Origin of the sequence: Gracilibacillus caseinilyticus (genome assembly GCF_022919115.1) — a bacterium.
Lineage (GTDB): Bacteria > Bacillota > Bacilli > Bacillales > Amphibacillaceae > Gracilibacillus > Gracilibacillus caseinilyticus.
In genome coordinates, this window is record NZ_CP095072.1 from 2,961,485 (window position 1) to 2,982,334 (window position 20,850).

19 protein-coding genes and 1 other annotated feature (1 of these 20 running past the window's edge) are annotated in these 20,850 nt (G+C 38.2%); of the genes, 18 read left to right on the plus strand and 1 reads right to left on the minus strand.

Annotated features, from left to right (window positions below):
- Positions 1–45 precede the first annotated feature (45 nt).
- Entirely contained in the window at positions 46–438 is a 393-nt protein-coding gene (locus MUN88_RS13895; RefSeq protein ID WP_244716052.1) for an FxsA family protein, read from the plus strand.
- Here the strand turns inward: MUN88_RS13895 and ytvI are convergent.
- Entirely contained in the window at positions 419–1,540 is a 1,122-nt protein-coding gene (ytvI, locus tag MUN88_RS13900; protein ID WP_244716054.1) for a sporulation integral membrane protein YtvI, read from the minus strand. The genes MUN88_RS13895 and ytvI overlap by 20 nt on opposite strands.
- A gap of 96 nt (positions 1,541–1,636) precedes the next feature.
- Between ytvI and MUN88_RS13905 the strand changes: the two genes are divergently transcribed.
- The 17 genes from MUN88_RS13905 to ytxC all read left to right on the plus strand — a co-directional run bounded on the left by MUN88_RS13905 (position 1,637) and on the right by ytxC (position 20,772).
- Positions 1,637–2,107 (plus strand): DUF441 domain-containing protein, encoded by a 471-nt coding sequence (locus tag MUN88_RS13905; RefSeq protein ID WP_244716056.1) that lies wholly within the window; start codon positions 1,637–1,639, stop codon positions 2,105–2,107.
- 178 nt (positions 2,108–2,285) lie between these two features.
- A complete protein-coding gene (citZ, locus tag MUN88_RS13910) occupies positions 2,286–3,401 on the plus strand; it encodes a citrate synthase (protein WP_244716058.1) in 1,116 nt (371 codons plus the stop codon).
- 56 nt (positions 3,402–3,457) lie between these two features.
- A complete protein-coding gene (icd, locus tag MUN88_RS13915; RefSeq protein ID WP_244716060.1) occupies positions 3,458–4,723 on the plus strand; it encodes an NADP-dependent isocitrate dehydrogenase in 1,266 nt (421 codons plus the stop codon).
- An 813-nt stretch (positions 4,724–5,536) separates the two neighbouring features.
- Complete coding sequence (locus MUN88_RS13920; RefSeq protein WP_244716062.1) at positions 5,537–6,232, plus strand: response regulator transcription factor; 696 nt, start codon at positions 5,537–5,539, stop codon at positions 6,230–6,232.
- Entirely contained in the window at positions 6,232–7,611 is a 1,380-nt protein-coding gene (pnpS, locus tag MUN88_RS13925; RefSeq protein WP_244716064.1) for a two-component system histidine kinase PnpS, read from the plus strand. Before MUN88_RS13920 ends, pnpS begins: the two co-directional genes overlap by 1 nt.
- A 615-nt stretch (positions 7,612–8,226) precedes the next feature.
- Positions 8,227–9,225 carry an FtsH protease activity modulator HflK gene (gene hflK / locus MUN88_RS13930; protein WP_244716066.1) on the plus strand — a complete coding sequence of 333 codons (999 nt, stop codon included), beginning with the start codon at positions 8,227–8,229 and terminating at the stop codon, positions 9,223–9,225.
- Complete coding sequence (hflC, locus tag MUN88_RS13935) at positions 9,218–10,150, plus strand: protease modulator HflC (RefSeq protein WP_244716068.1); 933 nt, start codon at positions 9,218–9,220, stop codon at positions 10,148–10,150. The genes hflK and hflC overlap by 8 nt, the downstream gene beginning before the upstream one ends.
- Positions 10,151–10,676: 526 nt before the next feature.
- A complete protein-coding gene (gene polA / locus MUN88_RS13940; RefSeq protein WP_244716070.1) occupies positions 10,677–13,316 on the plus strand; it encodes a DNA polymerase I in 2,640 nt (879 codons plus the stop codon).
- A gap of 12 nt (positions 13,317–13,328) precedes the next feature.
- Positions 13,329–14,162, plus strand: a complete 834-nt coding sequence (mutM, locus tag MUN88_RS13945; protein ID WP_244716072.1) for a DNA-formamidopyrimidine glycosylase — start codon at positions 13,329–13,331, stop codon at positions 14,160–14,162.
- Positions 14,163–14,230: 68 nt separating this feature from the next.
- Entirely contained in the window at positions 14,231–14,818 is a 588-nt protein-coding gene (ytaF, locus tag MUN88_RS13950; RefSeq protein WP_244716074.1) for a sporulation membrane protein YtaF, read from the plus strand.
- 122 nt (positions 14,819–14,940) lie between these two features.
- Positions 14,941–15,486 (plus strand): dephospho-CoA kinase, encoded by a 546-nt coding sequence (coaE, locus tag MUN88_RS13955; RefSeq protein ID WP_244724536.1) that lies wholly within the window; start codon positions 14,941–14,943, stop codon positions 15,484–15,486.
- A gap of 245 nt (positions 15,487–15,731) precedes the next feature.
- Complete coding sequence (gene speD / locus MUN88_RS13960; protein ID WP_244716076.1) at positions 15,732–16,109, plus strand: adenosylmethionine decarboxylase; 378 nt, start codon at positions 15,732–15,734, stop codon at positions 16,107–16,109.
- Positions 16,110–16,623: 514 nt separating this feature from the next.
- Entirely contained in the window at positions 16,624–17,013 is a 390-nt protein-coding gene (locus MUN88_RS13965) for a cytosolic protein (RefSeq protein ID WP_244716078.1), read from the plus strand.
- A gap of 21 nt (positions 17,014–17,034) precedes the next feature.
- Positions 17,035–17,499 (plus strand): transcriptional regulator NrdR, encoded by a 465-nt coding sequence (gene nrdR, locus MUN88_RS13970; protein WP_244716080.1) that lies wholly within the window; start codon positions 17,035–17,037, stop codon positions 17,497–17,499.
- A gap of 22 nt (positions 17,500–17,521) precedes the next feature.
- Positions 17,522–18,883 (plus strand): replication initiation and membrane attachment family protein, encoded by a 1,362-nt coding sequence (locus MUN88_RS13975; RefSeq protein WP_244716082.1) that lies wholly within the window; start codon positions 17,522–17,524, stop codon positions 18,881–18,883.
- An 11-nt stretch (positions 18,884–18,894) separates the two neighbouring features.
- Complete coding sequence (dnaI, locus tag MUN88_RS13980; RefSeq protein ID WP_244716084.1) at positions 18,895–19,830, plus strand: primosomal protein DnaI; 936 nt, start codon at positions 18,895–18,897, stop codon at positions 19,828–19,830.
- Between the two features lie 93 nt (positions 19,831–19,923).
- A complete protein-coding gene (gene ytxC, locus MUN88_RS13985) occupies positions 19,924–20,772 on the plus strand; it encodes a sporulation protein YtxC (protein WP_244716086.1) in 849 nt (282 codons plus the stop codon).
- Between the two features lie 40 nt (positions 20,773–20,812).
- Positions 20,813–20,850, plus strand: a binding site (T-box leader) (it continues 192 nt past the right edge of the window).

Genomic DNA, 20,850 nt, shown 5'->3' on the forward strand with positions numbered 1-20,850 from the left:
AGATCAAAATGACACTGAACAATTATGCGAAAAAGGATGATGCAGATGTTTCGTTGGTTACTTCTATTTATATTAGTCGTTCCTGCCTTAGAAATTGGGATTTTCGTTTGGGCGGGTGGTTATATCGGCCCTTGGTGGTTAATCCTCTTGATTATATTTACAGGTGTGTTAGGTGCGTGGTTAGCGAAACAGCAAGGCATGGAAACCATTCGAAAAGCTCAGGAATCCATGCGAATGGGTTATCCACCACAGGAAACTATTTTTGACGGGATTTGTATATTAATTGGCGGCGTTGTCTTACTGACACCTGGTTTTATCACAGATGGGGTAGGCTTCTTCTTATTAGTTCCGGCGACAAGAAAGCCGTTTAAACGAATCCTGCAACAACTTGTCCAAAAATGGATAGAGAGCGGCAAATTTACGGTTTATCGACGTTAAGGTGATTATACTTTATATAATTCCAGATCAGTGAGAACAATTTAGCTTCAATGCATGCTTTGCCGATAAACAGAATAGCTGGTGCAATCCAGATGCCTTTAACTCCAAACAGCTGAAAACCTAAATAGATAGCCAGTATAGTGAGGATAGGGTGTACTCCTAGTGCATTTGCTATAAGCTTGGGCTCTGCTAACTGTCTTTGTAATAAGACTACGAGGTAGAGGCTGAATAGGCAAATGGCAAGTCCTGTTTGTCCAGTCATAAATAAATACAGACTCCAAGGGACAAAAATAAGTCCTGTTCCAATTACAGGTAGCAAATCAACGATAGCCATGATAAAGGCTATCGTTAATGCGTGTTGAACACGAAAAATCAATAAGCCGAGCAAGATGATGACAAACGTCATTGCGATCAGGATCAACTGTGCTTTTACATATTTTATGACTTTCTCTTTTACATGCTGGGAAATCGTGAAGGATAATTCGACAAGGCTAATTGGCATTGTCTCAGCAAGAAAGTGACTAAATCTCATCCAGTCTTTACAGATGAAAAACGTGCAAAGAAATGAAAAAATCAGGACTGTTAATGATCCGGGTAGACTTGCTAATTGATTACCTGTCCAATTTAACAGCATTTCGAGAAATGCTCCCAGTTGATCAGCGGCATTTTGACTTATTTCACTCAACTTATCCTCCATAATAGTATGCGGTTGATTGGGAAGGCTATGGATAAACAGATCCAGCCTTTCTAAAAGCGGTTGAATCCATAGATTAAACTGCTGGACAAACGCATCTATCAAAAATTGTATATTCTGTGGAATCCATTTTGCTAAATACATAATGCCTTGGAGTAATTCCATTCCAATAAAAACAAAGACAAACAACAGTAAACAAATAGCAAATAAAATCGCTAAGAGACAACTGACGACATGGGGGATGTTTAATCGGTTACTCAAGGCTTTAACTAAGGGGTACAAGATCAAGGCGAAGAGACACCCTAAAAATAAGGGAAATAAATAATTTATAACCAAATAAATTGAAAATACGATAAATAAGAGAGAAATCAGCAAATATAACATTCTTATGGACATATCCTTGGTCATGATAAACAAAGCTCCTTTAAGCAAAGGTTATTTTTAAAAATTACTTCTGCTTTGTGATAAAATATATTTTGGTTAACAACAGTGGAGGCACATCATATGTTCAATAGTTCAACTATTTTTTTATTGGTATTATTTCTGCTTGGTTATGTCGCGAAGAACCAGGCAATAATGGTAGCCGTGTACATCCTGTTTGGGATGAAATTATTAAAACTTGACGATAAATTTTTCCCTTACATACAAGACAAAGGAATAGGCTGGGGAGTTATCGTCATTACAGTAGCGGTATTAATTCCGGTTGCAACAGGTGAAATAGGTTTCAAAGATTTATTGCAAAGTGTGAAGTCCTATCATGCCTGGGTTGCCTTAATTGCGGGGATGTTTGTTGCGATAGTGGCAAAAAACGGTCTGACGCTCCTTGCCAATGATCCTGAAGTTACAACCGCTTTGGTATTGGGGACTATCATAGCTGTTGTCGCATTCCAAGGTGTGGCGGTGGGTCCACTCATTGGTGCCGGTATTGCCTATATGATTATAAAAATGCTTGAATCATTACCTTTTATTAAGTAATAAAAGGTAATACAAGCTATGCAAGAAAATCAGAATATATGATAAATTTTAATCGTTTTCATTTACTATCTTTTTTTGTTTGTTTATAATAGGCATGGGGATGTTCAAAAGCACCAGTTTTTTATCGCGCTTTGGACGATAGGAAAAGGATTAAGGATTAGAAAAGGAGAGGGATGTTATGTCAACAACGAAAGGACTTGAAGGGGTAGTTGCAACAGAGTCAAAGATTAGTTCCATTATCGATGATCAACTGACTTATGCTGGTTATACAATCGATGATTTGGCAGAGAACGCAAGCTTCGAAGAGGTTGTCTTTTTATTATGGAATAAACGACTGCCAAATAAACAAGAATTAGCGGAGTTAGAAAAAGCTCTATTCGAAAACATGACATTACCAGATGGTTTAGTAGAACATTTTAAGTCATACGATATACATAATGTTCACCCAATGGCAGCGCTCCGGACAGCGATCTCTTTATTAGGATTGTATGATTCGGAAGCAGATGAGATGACAGAAGAAGCAAATAAACGTAAAGCTGTTCGTTTGCAGGCAAAAGTAGCTTCAATTGTGACAGCATTTTCACGAATTCGTGATGGGAAAGAATTAATCCAGCCGAAACAAGGGCTTAGCTATGCAGCGAATTTCCTTTATATGTTGAACGGGGAAGAACCAAGTGATTTAGAAGTGGAAGCAATCAATAAAGCATTAGTACTGCATGCTGATCATGAATTAAACGCTTCTACATTTACTTCTCGCGTATGTGTGGCAACCTTGTCTGATATGTATTCAGGTATTACTGCAGCGATCAGTGCTTTGAAAGGACCACTCCACGGTGGTGCGAATGAACGCGTAATGTCGATGCTTCTTGAAATCGGCGAAGTAGAAAATGCAATTCCGTATGTGAAAGAGAAGATGGCAAACAAAGAAAAAATTATGGGAATGGGCCACAGAGTATATAAAACTGGTGATCCACGTGCCAAACATTTAAAGAAAATGTCTAAAGAACTGACAAAGAAACACGGCATGGAAAAATGGTATGAAATGTCTGAAAAAATTGAAGAATTCATCAAATCAGAAAAAGGGTTACCAGCAAATGTTGATTTCTATTCTGCTTCCGTGTACCATAGTTTAGGGATCAAACATGATCTGTACACGCCTATTTTTGCAGTGAGTCGATTCTCTGGATGGATTGCTCATATTCTAGAACAATATGAGAATAACCGTCTCATTCGTCCTCGTGCAGAGTATGCAGGCCCAACGAAGCAAGTATATACAGACATAGACGAACGATAAGCATTTTCAATATGAAAATGATATAAATATTATTGAAACTAGGAGGAGTTAGAATTATGGGTGAAAAAATTACAGTAGAAAATGGTGTCGTACAAACACCAAACAAACCAATTATTCCTTTCATTGAAGGTGATGGAACAGGTGCTGATATCTGGGCAGCTGCTAGCCGAGTACTAGAAGCTGCAGTTGAGAAAGCATATAACGGTGAAAAAGGTATCGAATGGAAAGAGGTACTTGCTGGGGAAAAAGCTTATAACCAAACTGGTGAATGGCTTCCAGAAGAAACATTAGATGTTATTCGCGAATATAAAATTGCGATTAAAGGACCTCTTACTACTCCGATAGGTGGTGGTATCCGTTCTTTAAACGTTGCTTTACGTCAAAAACTTGATCTTTTCACATGTTTACGTCCAGTACGCTGGTTTGAAGGTGTACCTTCTCCGGTTAAACGTCCAGAAGATACAGATATGGTAATCTTCCGTGAGAACACAGAAGATATTTACGCAGGTATCGAATGGCAAGAAGGGTCAGATGAAGTGAAGAAAGTAATCGACTTCCTTCAAAATGAAATGGGAGTAAAGAATATCCGTTTCCCTGAAACATCTGGTCTAGGTGTAAAACCAGTATCTAAAGAAGGTACAGAGCGTCTAGTGCGTGCTGCGATTGAATATGCCATTAATGAAGGACGTAAAAGTGTTACATTAGTACACAAAGGTAACATTATGAAATTTACAGAAGGTTCTTTCAAGAACTGGGGTTATGAATTAGCGGAAAGAGAATATGGTGATAAAGTATTCACTTGGGCTGAATATGATCAAATCGTGGAAGAAAAAGGTCGCGATGCTGCAGATAAGGCACAAGCAGATGCAGAAGCTGCTGGCCGTATTATCGTAAAAGACGCGATTGCGGATATTTTCTTACAACAAATTCTTACTCGTCCTAAAGAATTTGATGTAGTAGCTACGATGAACCTAAACGGTGACTATGTATCAGATGCACTAGCTGCACAAGTTGGCGGTATCGGTATTGCACCAGGTGCGAACATTAACTATGAATCAGGTCATGCGATCTTTGAAGCGACTCACGGTACAGCTCCAAAATACGCTGGACTTGATAAGGTAAACCCATCTTCGGTAATCCTTTCAGGTGTGCTTATGCTTGAACACCTTGGTTGGAGAGAAGCTGGAGAATTAATCCTTAAATCAATGGATAAAACAATCGGTTCAAAAGTTGTAACTTACGACTTTGCTCGATTAATGGATGGCGCAACAGAAGTAAAAGCTTCCGAGTTTGCGAATGAATTAATCAAAAACATGGACTAAGAAGTTTGCCATGCGATAGATAATAGTCAAAAAAGCACCAGGATTGATTCCTGGTGCTTTTTTATGTACTGAGTAAAGAAAGTATATAAGTTGGCTTCTTATAATATGGATTATGTCAACTAGCGTTGAAGTCATTTTGAAATGTTTAGTGTAGTGGCATACCGCTCCGTCCAACCACTTCGCGTCCTGCGGGGCACGGCTGAAGCTAACTTTGTGAAGAAGAGCGCTTCACAAAGTGGATCTTCAGCACCTGCACTTACCGCGGGAGTCTACGTGGTTGGCCTACGCTCACGTATAGCTCCACAATGAATGCGACAGGTAGGATGTGGAACTCTATCTGCTTCATTTGATGCTATACAATGCCTAGCACGACCGCTTTTAGCTGTTCCATACGTTGTAGCACTTTACATAAGCGTAGGAAATATGCCCCACAGGACGCGGAGCATATTTCCGAAGCTTGCATAGCAGATAAAATATTTCAAAATGACCTTATCGTCATACTGTTCCACTTGACATAATCCATATTATAGGTATTTGTATATTATTTTATTAGTTAGGACCGGATGGGCTTTCCGCTTTTTCTTAAGTATATAAGTACAGAGTCAAAGTGAACAGCAGACTAATCATGTGCAAGATTGAGACAGATAAGAAAGAATCAGTCTAATCTTATATAGGAACAATGTTAAAATACTTTAAATTATTGTAAACAAATTTTTACATAAGAATTGAAGTTTTGTGCTGAAAAGCTATTCACAATAAATACTCGTCCATGTATGATAAAATAGTATAGATAAAATAAGATGGGGTGCTTGGATGGAAGAGAAAGTATTAATTGTCGATGATGAACAATCTATTGTAACCTTATTACAATATAATATCGAAAAATCAGGGTTTAAAACAGATATCGCGTATGATGGTTCAGAAGGATTGGAAAAAGCGGTTAGCGGTGAATTCGATTTAATTATTTTAGATTTAATGCTGCCAGGCATGGAAGGTACTGAAGTTTGCAAAGCATTAAGACAGAAGCAAATTGAAACGCCAATTTTGATGTTAACAGCAAAAGATGATGAATTTGATAAAGTGCTGGGGTTGGAATTAGGCGCAGATGATTATCTAACAAAACCTTTTAGCCCAAAAGAGGTAGTAGCCAGAATTAAAGCAATATTGCGCCGGACAAGAAAACGGGAAAATGGAGAAGATCAACCATTTATTAAAATTTCTGATTTGCTTATTTACCCTCAACAGTACGAAGCAACCATAAAGGGAGATCCTTTAGCATTTACCCGGAAAGAGTTTGAATTGCTTCATTACCTTGCGAAGCATAAAGGTAAAGTGTTATCACGAGATCAATTATTAAGTGCGGTTTGGAATTATGATTTTGTTGGTGATACGAGAATTGTAGATGTTCATGTCAGTCATTTAAGGGAAAAAATCGAACCAGATACGAAACATCCGGTATACATTAAAACCATCCGAGGGCTTGGGTACAAGATGGAGGAGCCCTATTAATGAACACGAAAAATAAAGTGAATTTGTTTTACAGGTACATATTAATGCTTGCATCTGTTTTCATTTTAATCGGTATTATTATTATTCCACTTACATCAGATGAAGAGCAGTTATTCGTATTGTTCTCTTTAATAATAGGATTTATTATTTTACTTGTATTAATTTACCATATGTTTGAAAATTATGTTCGGCCAATCAGGGCTTCGATTAATGTAACGAATGAGCTTGTGAAAGGAAATTATAATGCTCGTACATATGTGAAGCCATCAGGTGAAGCGCAGCAGCTTAGCAGTGCAATCAATGTATTGGCAAGAAATTTACAAGAGATGTCCATTCAGGAGAAAATGCAAGGTAGTCAATGGAAAACAGTCATGAACAATATGGAAAGTGGTCTCATGCTGATTGATGAAAGAGGATATGTTCACTTAATCAATCGTAAATTTATTCACCTATTTGGTAAGAAGTCCGTGGATTTCTTAGGCTACTTATATTATGACGTGCTGGATGATCAGATCATTCACAAAGTCGTCCAGGAAACGTTCCTGTATGAAGAAAAAATGACAGGTAATATAACATTAATGATCGATGGAAAAAAACATTACGTTGAAGTAACGGGGGCACCGGTTATTAATGACGTAAAAGATTTAAAAGGTGCCGTACTCGTATTCCATGATATATCTGATTTGAAGCGGGTAGAAGAAATGCGAAAAGATTTTGTTGCTAATGTATCGCATGAACTGAAAACACCGATAACCTCAATAAGGGGTTTTGCTGAAACACTGCTAGAGGATGATATGGTGGATGAAGAAATACGGAATCAATTTTTAAATATCATATTAAAGGAAAGTACGCGTCTTCAGTCATTAATCCATGATTTGCTTGAACTATCCAAGATTGAAAAAGAAGAAATGAAACTATCATTGAAACTGATAGAATTTGATAGTTGGATGCAAAGCAGTCTAACATTGATAGAACAACAGACACAAAAGAAATCACTGCAGTTTACCAAAGAAATAGAGCCTGGTATTACATTTTATGGAGATCCAGATCGCTTGGAGCAAGTTGTCTTGAATTTAATGTATAATGCGATTAACTATACAGGTGAAGGCGGCAGTGTGACTTTGCGAGTGGCAGAAACATCGAGTGATATAGTGATAGAAGTAGAAGATACAGGTGTAGGTATACCCGAGGATGCGAGGTCCCGTATCTTTGAGAGGTTTTATCGGGTGGATCGAGCCCGCAGTCGAAACACAGGTGGTACAGGTCTAGGCTTAGCAATCGTTAAGCATATTGTTGAAGTACACCGAGGTACGATCACTGTCACCAGTGAAGTGGGAAAAGGCTCCTCTTTTACAGTTAAATTACCAAAGAAGTTGTGAAGAACCAAACCGGTTTCTTCACAACTTTTTTTAAAATAAGGAAAGTGTGTAATTAAAGTCAAAAAGGCGAAGTGCAGAATTAATGATGCTCAAACTGAATATGCGGCTGATCCCGCAGTCTTCTTATATTTCCTACGCTTAAGGTGAGTTCTACAATGATAGGAACAGCTAATAGCAGTGTTTTTAGCAATTATGTATGCAATTATTCAAGAACGATTGCGGGTGCGCTCCATGTGTTGGCTCTTGCAAAAGTTGTAGTGTTCCTATCCTAGCGCAGGCCAGCCACGTAGACTCCCGTGGGATCAGCACGAGCTGAAGATCCACTTTGGAAAGAAAAGTAGTTTCTTTCCAAAGTTAGCTGAAGCCTTGCCCCACAGGACGCGAAGTGGTTGGCCGGAGCGATATCATAGCACTAACAATATTTCAAAATAAGCTCTACGCTAGTTAATATAATCCATATTATAGGTAGCTTTGTATACAAATTAGCTAGAAACGGCTAGCATTGCTATTTACTTATTCATTTTTGTCAACTCATTGAAACCTTTTTGTAACATGATCCGTATGTATTCAATGAGAGGAATTATTACATATTTTTTAGCAGGAAGGGGAAATAGCATGACGTTAAAACAAGTTTACAGATGGATTGCAATTGTCATCGTCATTATAGTGCTTGGCTTATTTGCAGCCACAAGCTGGTATACCGTCGATGAATCAGAACAAGCAGTATTAATTACTTTCGGTGAAGCAGAAGAAGCTACAACCGAATCAGGACTTCATTTTAAACTCCCATGGCCCATTCAGTCGGTAGAGACACTTTCGAAAGAAACCTTCAGTTTGAATTTTGGATATGACCCTGAGCAAGCTGAACAGGCGAATGTAGTCCGAATGATCACAGGTGATGAAAACATTCTTCAAGCAGATTTAGTTGTGCAATGGAAGATCATAGAACCAAGTAAGTATTTATTCAGCTCAAGTGATCCTGAGCAAATTTTATACAATGCAACTTCCGCCTCGTTACGCAGTATAATAGGCTCTTCAACCATTGATGAAGCGTTAACAGATGGAAAAGCAGAAATAGAAAATAAGGTACTCGATTTATTAGTATCCGTAATGGAAGATTACGAAGTTGGAATCGCTATTCAAGACGTGAAACTTCAAGAAGTAGATTTACCTAACGAAGAGGTACGTCAAGCATTTATGAAAGTAACGGATGCAAGAGAAACAATGAATACGAAGAAAAATGAAGCAGACAAATATCGAAACGAGATTTATGAAGAAGCATTAGGGGAAAAAGATGCGATTATTACAAGAGCAGAAGGGGATAAGATTGAGCGAGTTGAAAGAGCTCGCGGAAATGTGGCAGAGTTCAATGCCTTGTACAACGCGTACAGCGATAATCCAAATGTCACCAGACAACGCCTCGTGTTAGAAACCTTAGATCAAGTGTTACCAAATGCGAACATTTATATCATGAATGATGATGGCAATACAATTAAGTATTTACCAATTGGTGAGAATGCATCGAAAAACACACCACCTGTTACCGAATCCTCAGAAGATGATACGACGGAAGAGGAAAATACGAATGAACAGGAGGAAAATAATAATGGTTGATGATAATAATGTTTTTGAAATGAAAAAGAAATCACCGAAAGAAATTAGACGATTAGTGAAGATAGGCTTGGCTATTTTGTTTACGGTTATTCTCCTTTTTCTAGTGTTCAGCAGTATGTTTGTAGCGAAAGAAGGCGAATATAAAGTGGTGCGGCAGTTTGGTGAGGTTGTACGAATCGTGGATGAACCAGGCCTGAATTTCAGAATTCCACTATTACAAACGGTATCAACATTGCCAAACAAAAAATTAGTCTATGACGTAATGGAGCGAGAAATTAATACATTAGATAAAAAACGGATGATCATTGATAATTATGCTATTTGGGAAATTACCGATCCGGCATCGATGATCGCTAACGCTAAAACAGAAATGGGTGCAGAAGCAAGAATGGGTGAGTTTATCTTTTCTGTGATCCGTTCAGAATTAGGTTCAATGGATTATGATGAGATTATAAATGATGAAGGTAGTACGAGAGGTGACTTAAACCAGAGGGTTACCCAGAAAGTGAACGAGTTGCTGGTCAGAGATAATTATGGTATTCAAGTAGATGATGTTCGCATTAAACGGACTGATTTACCAGAGGAGAATGAGCAATCCGTCTTTAACCGTATGATTTCCGAACGTGAATCGCAAGCACAGCAATACTTATCTCAAGGTGAAGCTGAAAAAAGCAGGATCAGTGCAAATGCAGAACGGGATGTAACGGAAATGATTTCAAAGGCGAACGCTGAAGCAGAACAGATTCGTGCCGAGGGGGAATTAGAAGCCTCTGAGATGTATAACGAAGCATTCTCACAAGACGAAGAATTTTATCAATTGTATCGGACGCTTGAATCCTACAAAAAGACAATTGACGGAGAAACGACGATTATTATCCCGCAAGGATCACCATATGCGGACATATTGTTAGGGTATACCGAATAAGAAAACCTCGGAGACAAAGTAGTCTCCGAGGTTTTTATTGTAAGCAACGAAAGTATATAATGACAGTCATTAAGGTGATTGACAGAAGTGAATCGCACGAAAGAACGGAAAATAGATTCTTATAATATGGATTCTGTAAATTGGATCTGTATGTCAATGGGTAATTTTGATTAGAAGTATGTGCTTAGCAAAGCTTCGGAAATATACTTCGTGCTCGCAGGACGCGAAGTGGTTGGCCGGAGCGATATTTTAGCACATTAATGATTTCAAAATTACCATTAAGCCAGTTATCATAATCCGTATTATAGGTAGCTTTATATAGTTTAGTTAGGGATTGAATAGAAAGTTCGATTTTTTAATGGATAAAGGGATATGAAATTCGAATTTGGTTGAGACGGAACAGAATTTTATTCGTATTACTAACATGTATGATGGTCATGCCGGGCAAGAATGACGAATATTTTCTTCTTGACAGCAATCATGGTAAAATGAAAGCAATGTTTTTATGAAAAAGGAGATCGGTAACATGGCAAACAAGCTAATTTTAATTGATGGAAACAGTATCGCTTATCGCGCTTTTTTCGCATTGCCGTTATTAAATAACGATAAAGGCGTGTATACCAACGCTGTCTATGGATTTACAACGATGTTATTACGAATGCTTGAAGAGGAACAGCCTACACATGTGTTGGTAGCATTTGATGCTGGCAAGACCACCTTCCGTCACGAAACCTTCAAAGAATACAAAGGTGGTCGTGAGAAAACACCATCCGAACTAAGTGAACAATTTCCGCTGCTGCGTGAACTGTTAGATGCCTTCGAGATCAAGCATTATCAGCTGGAGAAATTTGAAGCAGATGATATTATCGGAACAATTGCTAACGAGGCGAAGGATAAAAATTGGCAAGTTAAAGTTGTCTCTGGTGATAAGGATTTACTGCAGCTAGTTTCTAAGCAAGTGGACGTGCGTCTGACAAAGAAAGGTATTAGCGATGTCATGACTTATACTCCGGAAACGTTGAAAGAAGATATGGAAGTAAGAGCTGACCAAATTATTGACTTAAAGGCATTAATGGGTGACAAATCAGATAATATTCCTGGTGTTCCAGGAGTCGGACAGAAAACAGCTGTTAAGTTATTGAAACAGTTCGATACTATTGAGAATCTTTATGAGCATCTGGACGACGTTTCGGGACAGAAGCTGAAAGAAAAATTAGCCGGTAATAAAGAATTCGCATTTATGAGTAAAGAGCTTGTTACCATTAATCAATCTTCTCCAATTAAGATTTCTGCAGAAGACACAATATATGAAGGGTATCAGGACCAAACTGTGAAAGACTTTTTCATCGACCTAGGTTTTCAGTCATTACTCAATCGTATCGATGGTGGCAGTGAAGAAGAAGCAGAGCATACAGAATTGGCTGATATATCTTACGAAGTCATAACGAACATAACAGCTGATCTCTTTACAGGACGTGACGCTTTTGAAATCGAGATTCTGAATGAAAACTATCATATCGAAAAGATGCTCGGTGCATCACTAGTAAATGATAAAGGCAGTTATTTTCTTCCGATAGATGTCTTGGAAAAGTCGGACGTATTTAAAGAGTGGGCAAGTGATGACAGCCAGAAAAAATATGTCTTTGATGCAAAGAAAATAAAAGTATTACTTAACCGTATCGGCATGGACATGCAAGGGGTTGCTTTTGATACATTATTAGCTTCCTATTTGATCAATCCATCTGAAAACAATCATGATATCCCTGCAATCAGTCACCGATTTGGTGAGAAAGACATCCACTTTGATGAAGAAGTGTATGGAAAAGGTGCGAAAAAAGGAGTACCTGATGATGGAGCAGCACTTCAAGAACATATTGTCCGAAAAACAATGATGCTGTTCCGGTTGAAAAAACAGATGCAAGAAGCTTTACAGGAAAATAAACAATTAGAGCTTTTAATGGATTTAGAATTGCCACTTGCACTCGTACTCGGAGAGATGGAAGCAACAGGTGTGAAGGTGGACAAGCAGCGTCTGATCGATATGGGGAAAGAATTAAAAGAGACGCTTAGCCAGTTGGAGAAGGATATTTATGAACTGGCAGGGAAAGAATTTAATATTAATTCACCAAAGCAATTAGGGCCTATTTTGTTTGAGGAGTTAGAGCTGCCTGTCATTAAGAAAACGAAGACAGGTTATTCTACCGCAGCGGATGTTTTGGAGCAGCTGCAAGGTAAGCATGCGATTATTGATAAATTACTTCATTATCGTCAACTAAAGAAACTTGATTCCACCTATATCGCGGGTTTACTCAAAGTCATTCATGAAGATACCAATAAGATTCACACACGATTTAACCAAGCATTGACGCAGACGGGCAGACTTAGTTCCATTGACCCCAATCTGCAAAATATACCAATTCGGATCGAAGAAGGAAGAAAGATACGTCAAGCATTTATTCCGTCTAAAGAAGGTTGGAAGTTAATCGCAGCCGATTACTCCCAAATCGAATTGCGTGTGTTAGCACATATTGCTAAAGATGAGAAATTACAAGCTGCCTTTAAACAGGATAAAGACATCCATACTCAAACAGCGATGGACGTGTTCCATGTAGCAGAAGATGAAGTAACTTCAAATATGAGGCGTCAGGCAAAAGCCGTTAACTTCGGAATTGTTTATGGAATCAGTGATTACGGTTTATCACAAAGTCTAGGAATTACCAGAAAAGAGGCAAAATCCTTTATTAGTCGCTATCTCGAAAGTTATCCAGGTGTACAGGAATATATGGATGAAATTGTGCAAGAAGCGAAGCAACAAGGTTATGTCACAACGATAATGAACAGAAGAAGGTATTTACCAGATATCACGAGTCGTAATTTTAATCAGCGAAGCTTTGCAGAACGCACAGCGATGAATACACCAATTCAAGGAAGTGCTGCTGATATTATTAAATTAGCGATGATTGAATTGGATCGACGTTTAAAAGAAGATCAATACCAGGCGAATTTACTGCTACAAGTCCACGATGAGCTTATATTAGAAGTGCCGGACGAGGAATTAGACACTATCTCCAATCTGATTGTCGAGGTCATGGAGCAAGCACTCGATTTAAACGTACCTCTCAAGGTCGATGTCGAATATGGAGATACTTGGTATGATGCAAAATAAGGAGCTATAACGATGCCAGAGTTACCCGAAGTAGAAACGATAAGACAAACATTAAAACAGCTAGTCATTGGAAAAACAATTGAATCAGTCGAGGTCATGTGGCCGAAGATTATTCAGGAACCAGATGATAGCCAGCAATTTGGTCAAGCAATCATCAATCAAACGATTCAGGATATTAGAAGAAAAGGGAAATTTCTATTGTTTGATTTAGACGAGCACGTATTAGTGTCCCATCTTCGTATGGAAGGAAAATACGGTGTGCATCCTGCAGAAGAAACGGTGATGGACCATACACATGTTATTTTTCATTTCACTGATGAAACCGATCTGCGCTATCGGGATGTACGTAAATTTGGAACGATGCATTTGCAGGAGAAAGGTTCTGAAGAAACGAAAAAACCATTGCTTTTATTAGCGAAAGACCCACTTGAAGCTGATTTTTCATTGAAGCACTTTACAGAAAAAGTGCAAAAGAGTGAACGGAATATTAAGAACATTTTACTCGATCAATCGGTTATTGCTGGTTTAGGAAATATTTATGTCGATGAAACATTATTCCTAGCCGGTGTTCATCCTTTAACGAAGGGAGTCAGCTTAACAACAGAACAAATATTAAAAATCAAAGAAGCTGCTGTCCTTACTTTACAGGATGCGGTGAAGCAAGGTGGAACAACCATTCGTTCCTACGTAAACAGTCAAGGACAAATCGGCATGTTTCAACAGAAGTTAAATGTATATGCACAGAATGGTAAACCATGTCATCATTGTGAAGACACAATTACTAAAATAAAAGTAAATGGCCGTGGCACCCATTATTGCCCGACCTGTCAGCCGCAACCGCTCTAACCGCTCACATGTTTCTGATTACGCCATACTATATAGGGATGAACTGATAAAAAGGAGTAATCAGAAATATGATGTTGCCGTTATTGCTTTTTGCGATCAGTATGGATAGTGTGCTGGTGGCTTTTACTTACGGGTTACGTGGATTAACGTTACCCGCGAAAGAATTAGTGAAAATATCGTTCACAGTCGCGGTTTTCTTTGGGATTTCTATGGGATTTGGTTCGGTATTAGCTTCTTTCATTTCGATTAATTTGATGGAATTAGCCGGAGGTTTTATATTAACGATCGTCGGTCTCTGTTTAATTGTGTCATTACTGCAGAAAGAATCGGAGAAGAAAATCCCCTTTCCTATTAAAATCTTAAAAAAGCCAATGGAGGCAGATATTGACCGTTCCGGGAACATTAACGGAATGGAGCCATTTCTAATTGGAGTCGCCCTGTCACTTGATTCATTTGGGGCAGGGATTGGTATTTATCTGTTAGGGGCTTCTCCTATTTTTACTCCAATACTAGTCGGTTTTATTACAGCTTTTTGTCTTTTTGTCGGGGTGTACACCGGCAAGTATTTTGCCAATAGTAAGGGGCTGGGCAAAATGTCTTTCTTGCCAGGCTGCCTATTGGTCATCATCGGTATTTGGAAAATGATAGTAGTATAGTATGTAGGCCGCTTTGGCGGCTATTCTTCGAATGGACAAGCATAGATTAAGGTAAAGGGTGAACCAAATTGATCATTGGATTAACAGGGAATATTGCTACAGGAAAATCAACCATCAGCGAGATGTTTTTAAACCATTATCATATTCCGGTAATTGACGCCGATATCGTTTCCAGAGAAGTGGTAGAACCTGGCGAACAAGCACTACTGGAAATAACCAAAGTATTTGGCTCTGATATATTGCTTGAAGATGGGCGTTTAAATCGCGCAGAGCTCGGAAATATTATATTTAAAGAGAAAGAAAAGAGGCAAATGCTAAATGAGATCGTTCATCCAGCTGTTAGACAGCGAATGCTACATAAGAAGGACAAGCTCTATAGCGAAGGTTATCAGACCATTGTGATGGACATTCCTCTTCTTTTCGAAAACAACTTAACCTATTTAACAGATAGAAATATTGTCGTATATACGATAGAAGCTATCCAGTTGAAGCGATTAATGAAACGAAATCAGTTAACAGAAGAACAAGCAAAAGATCGAATGAAAAGTCAAATGGATATCAATCAAAAAAAACAGCTGGCAGATGCTGTTATTGACAATAGCGGCTCTATAGAAGCGTCTCATCAACAGCTAGAAGTTATCCTGAAAGAATGGGAATTATTAAAGTAGTTTTGTAAAAAATAAGAAAGCATTTATTTTTGTCTTGCTAAAATCGACAAAAGTAGATATAATCTTTTTGCACAAGTTTTCTAGATAAGATTTGTCAGGGTATGTTAAGCTTGTACAAAAGACTTTTGAATAATGACAAATGATTAATGCTTAAAGGGTTAGGACCTCTTTGGACTAACTTTCCCCCGTGGCATTTAAGCATAATTATTTAAAAGAATCTGTTGAAATGAAGGGGGATTAAATGCATGGATACAATGGGAAGACACGTAATTGCAGAATTATGGGAATGTAATATTGATTTATTAAATGATATGGAGACTTTGGAAAGAACGTTTGTCAATGCTGCACTTAAAGCAGGGGCTGAAGTGAGAGAAGTCGCTTTTCATAAATTTGCACCATTTGGAGTAAGTGGTGTTGTCATCATCTCAGAATCACATTTGACTATTCACAGCTTTCCTGAGCACGGTTATGCTAGTATTGATGTCTACACTTGCGGGAACATTATTGACCCAAATGTAGCAGTAGCGTATATCGAAGAACAATTAGAGGCGAAGTCATCGGAAAAAATTGAGGTGCCTAGAGGTATGGGTGCCGTTCAAATTAAAAATATAAAAGCACAATAGGCGATGGGAAAGAAGAATGGAAGTTAAAGAAAAAACCGAACGAAAATCGAATGTTTACTATCACATTCGACTCCGTTCGGTTTTTTCTTTTTCGGTTTCCATAAACGGCGAATTATCTGAGTAATGCTTATTTAAAAATGTATCAAATCGAGTGCTTATTCCATTCAACGCTCCGAAAAATATTCCCTTTTTTCTCGGGGACGCGTCTCCCAACTTTGGAAAGAAGATCGCTTGCGTAAGTGGATCTTCAGTTCGCACTGATCCCCCAGGAGGATCGCATTTTTCCTCCGCATAAGGTATCTTCATTGTTATTTTTTTATGTGTATCTGGATCAAAGTGTGAAAAGATTCTGCAAATGTTCGGTTTTTACAAGCGTTTGCTTTTTAGTGCTAAGAATGACTTCTGGGAAGCGCTAATAGATACTTCTGCACCATGAATAAGATTAATCGTTTTCTTTTTAAAAACATGTTACAATAAAAAGTAAACAATAATACATAATGAGGGGTATGTACTAATGGCATTTCGTGATACGTTAAATAAGAATTTTAATAATCATTCGGAAACGCGGGACAAACATTCTGACCCAGCGTTACAGACACACTATTTCAAAACAACAAAAGATAAAGCATTTGAGAAATTGGAACCATTATTCCGCAATATGAAGGAATGTCAGATTGTAGGTGTTTCCAAAGATCATGGGGAAATTAGTTTCAACTATAAAGCAGGCCGAAAAGTCTTTGTCATTATGACGATTATCATGGTAAAACCTTATCGTACAGCAATAGACATTTCAGCCACAACTGAATCAGCAATTCCTTTTGATTTCGGCTACAGCCATAAATTAATACCAAAACTTTATGGCATGATAAAGAAAGAATTAGATTTCGTCGGAATAAAAGAATAACGGAACGAAGGATGATAAAGATTGCGATGTCCACATTGCCAATATAAAAATACAAAAGTATTAGACTCCAGACCAATAGAAGAAGGTCGTTCGATCCGCAGAAGAAGAGAATGTGAATCGTGTAATTTTCGTTTTACGACATTTGAACGCATCGAAGAAGTACCATTGATTGTCGTAAAGAAAGAGGGGACACGGGAAGAATACAGTCGTGATAAATTAATGCGCGGTTTAATCCGAGCGTGTGAAAAAAGACCAGTTGCACTAGAACAATTAGAACACATTGCTGTAGAAATAGAAAAAGAATTGCGGAACCGAGGTACATCAGAAGTACAAAGTGATGAGATCGGTGAAATGGTAATGGATCGTTTAGCAGACGTAGATGAAGTAGCATATGTACGATTTGCTTCCGTTTACCGCCAATTCAAAGATATTAGTGTATTTCTAGATGAGTTAAAAGATTTAATCCGATCAGATAAAAATGAGTAATGGATAGGAAGGGGCTATGTATATGCAACTCGGCGATATTGGAAAAATACTACCATCAGAATTATATATAGTCGATATTTCGCAGGAATTACCGCTTTCCTATACCAACGCGTTAACCCATTTGTATCAGCCGTTAATCGGTATAGATGCTTTATCGTTGTATCAGACTTTGTATACCGAATCGACATTTGATGCCGGCTATCAAACCCATCACATGTTAATGAATTTTATCGGCTTACCATTAGACAGGATATATAGAGCAAGAAGAAAGCTTGAAGCGATTGGGCTATTGCAGACGTTTGAGCGGGAGCATGAAGAACAAGTTGTCTATCAATATGTGTTACAGCCTCCACAATCACCAAGCCGCTTCTTCTCTAATGATTTTTTAAGTCACTTGTTATATCACCAGTTAGGTAGTGAGAAATATAAAAAAATTAAGCGTAATTTTGTGAAAACCGATGAAAAAACGGCTGCGAGAAAAGAAACAACAGCAACTTTTGAGGAAGTGTTTCATCTGGCCGAACAACATCAGATGCCAGCGTCCTTGCAAGCGGAGGAGCAACAGCCGGATATTCCAATACGAGAACAAGTCGACTTTCAATGGCTGGAGCAAATTTTAAAGCAACGAATGTTGCCTGTTGATCAAATCTTGACACCGAATGCTCGGAAAATTATTAATCAGATGTATGCAGCGTATGATATGCATAATCAAGATGTTGAAAAAGCGTTGATATGGTCGATTAATGAGCAAAATGAAATGCAAATCGAAGAATTTAAACAAGCTTGTATGGATTTAATTCGTGCAACAGATAAAACAGTCCCGACACAAGTAGCATCTGACAAACAGAAAATTGCTGCTACCCCTAATGACAATGCTGGTAAATCAAAAGAGGAGCAGTTTATCGATATGTTAGAGCATATCTCACCAAGGGAATTATTAGAAGATCTTGCTGATGGTAATCAAGCGTCACAGCAAGATTTGAAGATTGTCAGTGATGTGATGACTAATCAAGGCTTAAACCCAGGCGTAATGAATGTCTTGATTCATTATGTCCTGCTGAAGACAGACATGAAATTAACCAAGAGTTATCTTGAAAAAATTGCCAGTCACTGGTCACGAAAGAATGTCAAAACAGTGAGACAGGCGATGACACTTGCAAAGTCCGAAAATAAGAAATATCAACAATGGACAACGAACGGCAAGTCAAACCAGCGATACCAGAACAAATCTACAAAGAAGGATATCGTTCCAGATTGGTACAAACAGCAAAAACAACAACAGAAACCAAAACGACAAGAAACATCGCAGGAAAAAGAACAAAAAGCAAAAGAAGCAGACGCAATGCTGGCAGATTATTTGGCCCAGCAGGCGAATGAAGAATAAGGGTGATCGTCATGGAGCCAATCCAGTCCGCTATGAAAAAATGGATGAATGAAAATAAACGAATGAAACAACAATTTACACAACAACGGGAAAGTGTAATTAATGACCCGGACATTCAGGCAATTTTGCGTGATCATGTTGAATTGGATGAACAGGATATGAACCGCCATTTGATGAAACTGTATGAATACCAGCAAGCTTCCAAGAATTGCGCAGATTGTCCCAATGTCGAAGGGTGTAAAAATATTATAAAAGGTTATACACCGCATTTGGATATAGACAATAACGACATGTCACTCCGCTATGAAAAATGTCCCAATAAATTGGATCAGGAAGCGCAACAGAAGAAAGAAGAACTCGTACAAAGCTTATATATTCCAAAGCAAATCAAACAGGCGAAACTGGAAGAGATGGATGCTTCATCCTACGAGCGTAAGGAAATTATTAAAGAAATAATCGAATTTGTCCAGCACTTCTCCAAAGGTGACTATCACAGAGGAATATACTTACATGGCCCGTTTGGTACAGGTAAGTCCTATATTCTTGGTGTAGTTGCCAATGAACTGAAAAAGCATTACGTTAAGTCTGATATTATTTATATGCCTGAATTTGTTCGCGAAATGAAAGCATCCATTGGTGACAATCAATTCCAGCAGAAGTTGGAATCATTTAAGACCGCTCAAGTGCTTATGTTCGATGACATAGGTGCTGAATCAATCTCTCCTTGGTTTCGTGACGAAGTGTTAGGGGCAATACTGCAATATCGGATGATGGAAGAATTACCTGTTTTCTTTACGTCTAATTACAATTTGGAACAGTTGGAGTACCATTTGTCTACTTCGAATCGCGGGGATGTGGAAACGATCAAAGCGGGTCGTATCATTGAGCGAATTACACAACTTAGTAAACCGATCGAGTTAACGGATCGGTTTCGATCGAGTGAATAAACATGACTTCTGTCTAATCATAAGACAGAGGTTATTTTTTTTCATCTTCACCCATATAATATATCAGTTCGATGGTGATGAGGGTGATGATATGTGTTAGAAGTATACTTTGAACAAGACAGTGAAGCAGAAGTGTTCTATCAGCTTGCTAAGCAAGAAAACATTTGGAAGGCAAACCGTAAACGGACTAAAAAAAATCAAATTCAACTTTCGCTGCAGCAGGAAATGGTTTTGGATGATGCGAAGAGGCATTTAGCACCATTATTAAGCAGGATATTTATTCAGTGTCGTGAGACAGCAATGATTCAACATATATTAAGAAAAAAATACTATTTCTCGAGTCAGGAAGAAATCGAGCGTATTACTGCGATTGCCAGATCCTTGCTTGAGAAAGATGAATCCGTTTATGAAGACAGGATCCATCAGCACGAACTCCGTGATACACTGACTACGATCTTTACGATGCAAATTGATTCAAGTTTTGTACAAGTTGATTCCATTATTCATTTCAGGCTCCATCATTACATTGATCTATTAACGGATATGGTGGGGATGGCGATCGATGAATTCAAAAGAGAAGAAGAATACCAGGATTTCATTCATTCCATACGCGAGTTCATCAAACGAAAAACACCGGAAGTGGATGTCGTACATGTGTTGCAGGGGGAGCATTTTCTTATTCATAAAGAAAACGGTGAGCAATACACGATCGAAGAATTTACTGAATTAAAAACTCGTTTTCCGTTATTTATTTTTGGACTTGAGCAAGAAGAATGGGATGTATCCCCATTAATCATGCTAGCTCCGAATCATGTTTACTTTTATGGTGACGACCAATTCGAATCAAGAACTCATACAATAATGACCATTTTTCAGGAGCGGTATACGTTTTATCCAGTGGAATACTTTCCTTTTTTATCGGCTGAGGAAAAAGAGTCTTGATTTTTTCTCCAGCAATCGTTATAATTAGCGCATAATAGTATTAATGGCTTTGACGAGGACAAGACTGTTTGAAAGGCT

Bases quoted from the DNA above. Each gene is read 5' to 3' on its own strand.
- icd (WP_244716060.1), top strand. From the start codon at position 3,458: ATGGGTGAAAAAATTACAGTAGAAAATGGTGTCGTACAAACACCAAAC.
- MUN88_RS13965 (WP_244716078.1), top strand. From the start codon at position 16,624: ATGGCATTTCGTGATACGTTAAATAAGAATTTTAATAATCATTCGGAA.
- speD (WP_244716076.1), top strand. From the start codon at position 15,732: ATGGATACAATGGGAAGACACGTAATTGCAGAATTATGGGAATGTAAT.
- MUN88_RS13895 (WP_244716052.1), top strand. From the start codon at position 46: ATGTTTCGTTGGTTACTTCTATTTATATTAGTCGTTCCTGCCTTAGAA.
- hflC (WP_244716068.1), top strand. From the start codon at position 9,218: ATGGTTGATGATAATAATGTTTTTGAAATGAAAAAGAAATCACCGAAA.
- ytvI (WP_244716054.1), bottom strand. From the start codon at position 1,540: ATGACCAAGGATATGTCCATAAGAATGTTATATTTGCTGATTTCTCTC.
- MUN88_RS13975 (WP_244716082.1), top strand. From the start codon at position 17,522: ATGCAACTCGGCGATATTGGAAAAATACTACCATCAGAATTATATATA.
- dnaI (WP_244716084.1), top strand. From the start codon at position 18,895: ATGGAGCCAATCCAGTCCGCTATGAAAAAATGGATGAATGAAAATAAA.
- ytaF (WP_244716074.1), top strand. From the start codon at position 14,231: ATGATGTTGCCGTTATTGCTTTTTGCGATCAGTATGGATAGTGTGCTG.
- coaE (WP_244724536.1), top strand. From the start codon at position 14,941: ATGTTTTTAAACCATTATCATATTCCGGTAATTGACGCCGATATCGTT.
- MUN88_RS13920 (WP_244716062.1), top strand. From the start codon at position 5,537: ATGGAAGAGAAAGTATTAATTGTCGATGATGAACAATCTATTGTAACC.
- pnpS (WP_244716064.1), top strand. From the start codon at position 6,232: ATGAACACGAAAAATAAAGTGAATTTGTTTTACAGGTACATATTAATG.
- polA (WP_244716070.1), top strand. From the start codon at position 10,677: ATGGCAAACAAGCTAATTTTAATTGATGGAAACAGTATCGCTTATCGC.
- mutM (WP_244716072.1), top strand. From the start codon at position 13,329: ATGCCAGAGTTACCCGAAGTAGAAACGATAAGACAAACATTAAAACAG.
- citZ (WP_244716058.1), top strand. From the start codon at position 2,286: ATGTCAACAACGAAAGGACTTGAAGGGGTAGTTGCAACAGAGTCAAAG.
- hflK (WP_244716066.1), top strand. From the start codon at position 8,227: ATGACGTTAAAACAAGTTTACAGATGGATTGCAATTGTCATCGTCATT.
- MUN88_RS13905 (WP_244716056.1), top strand. From the start codon at position 1,637: ATGTTCAATAGTTCAACTATTTTTTTATTGGTATTATTTCTGCTTGGT.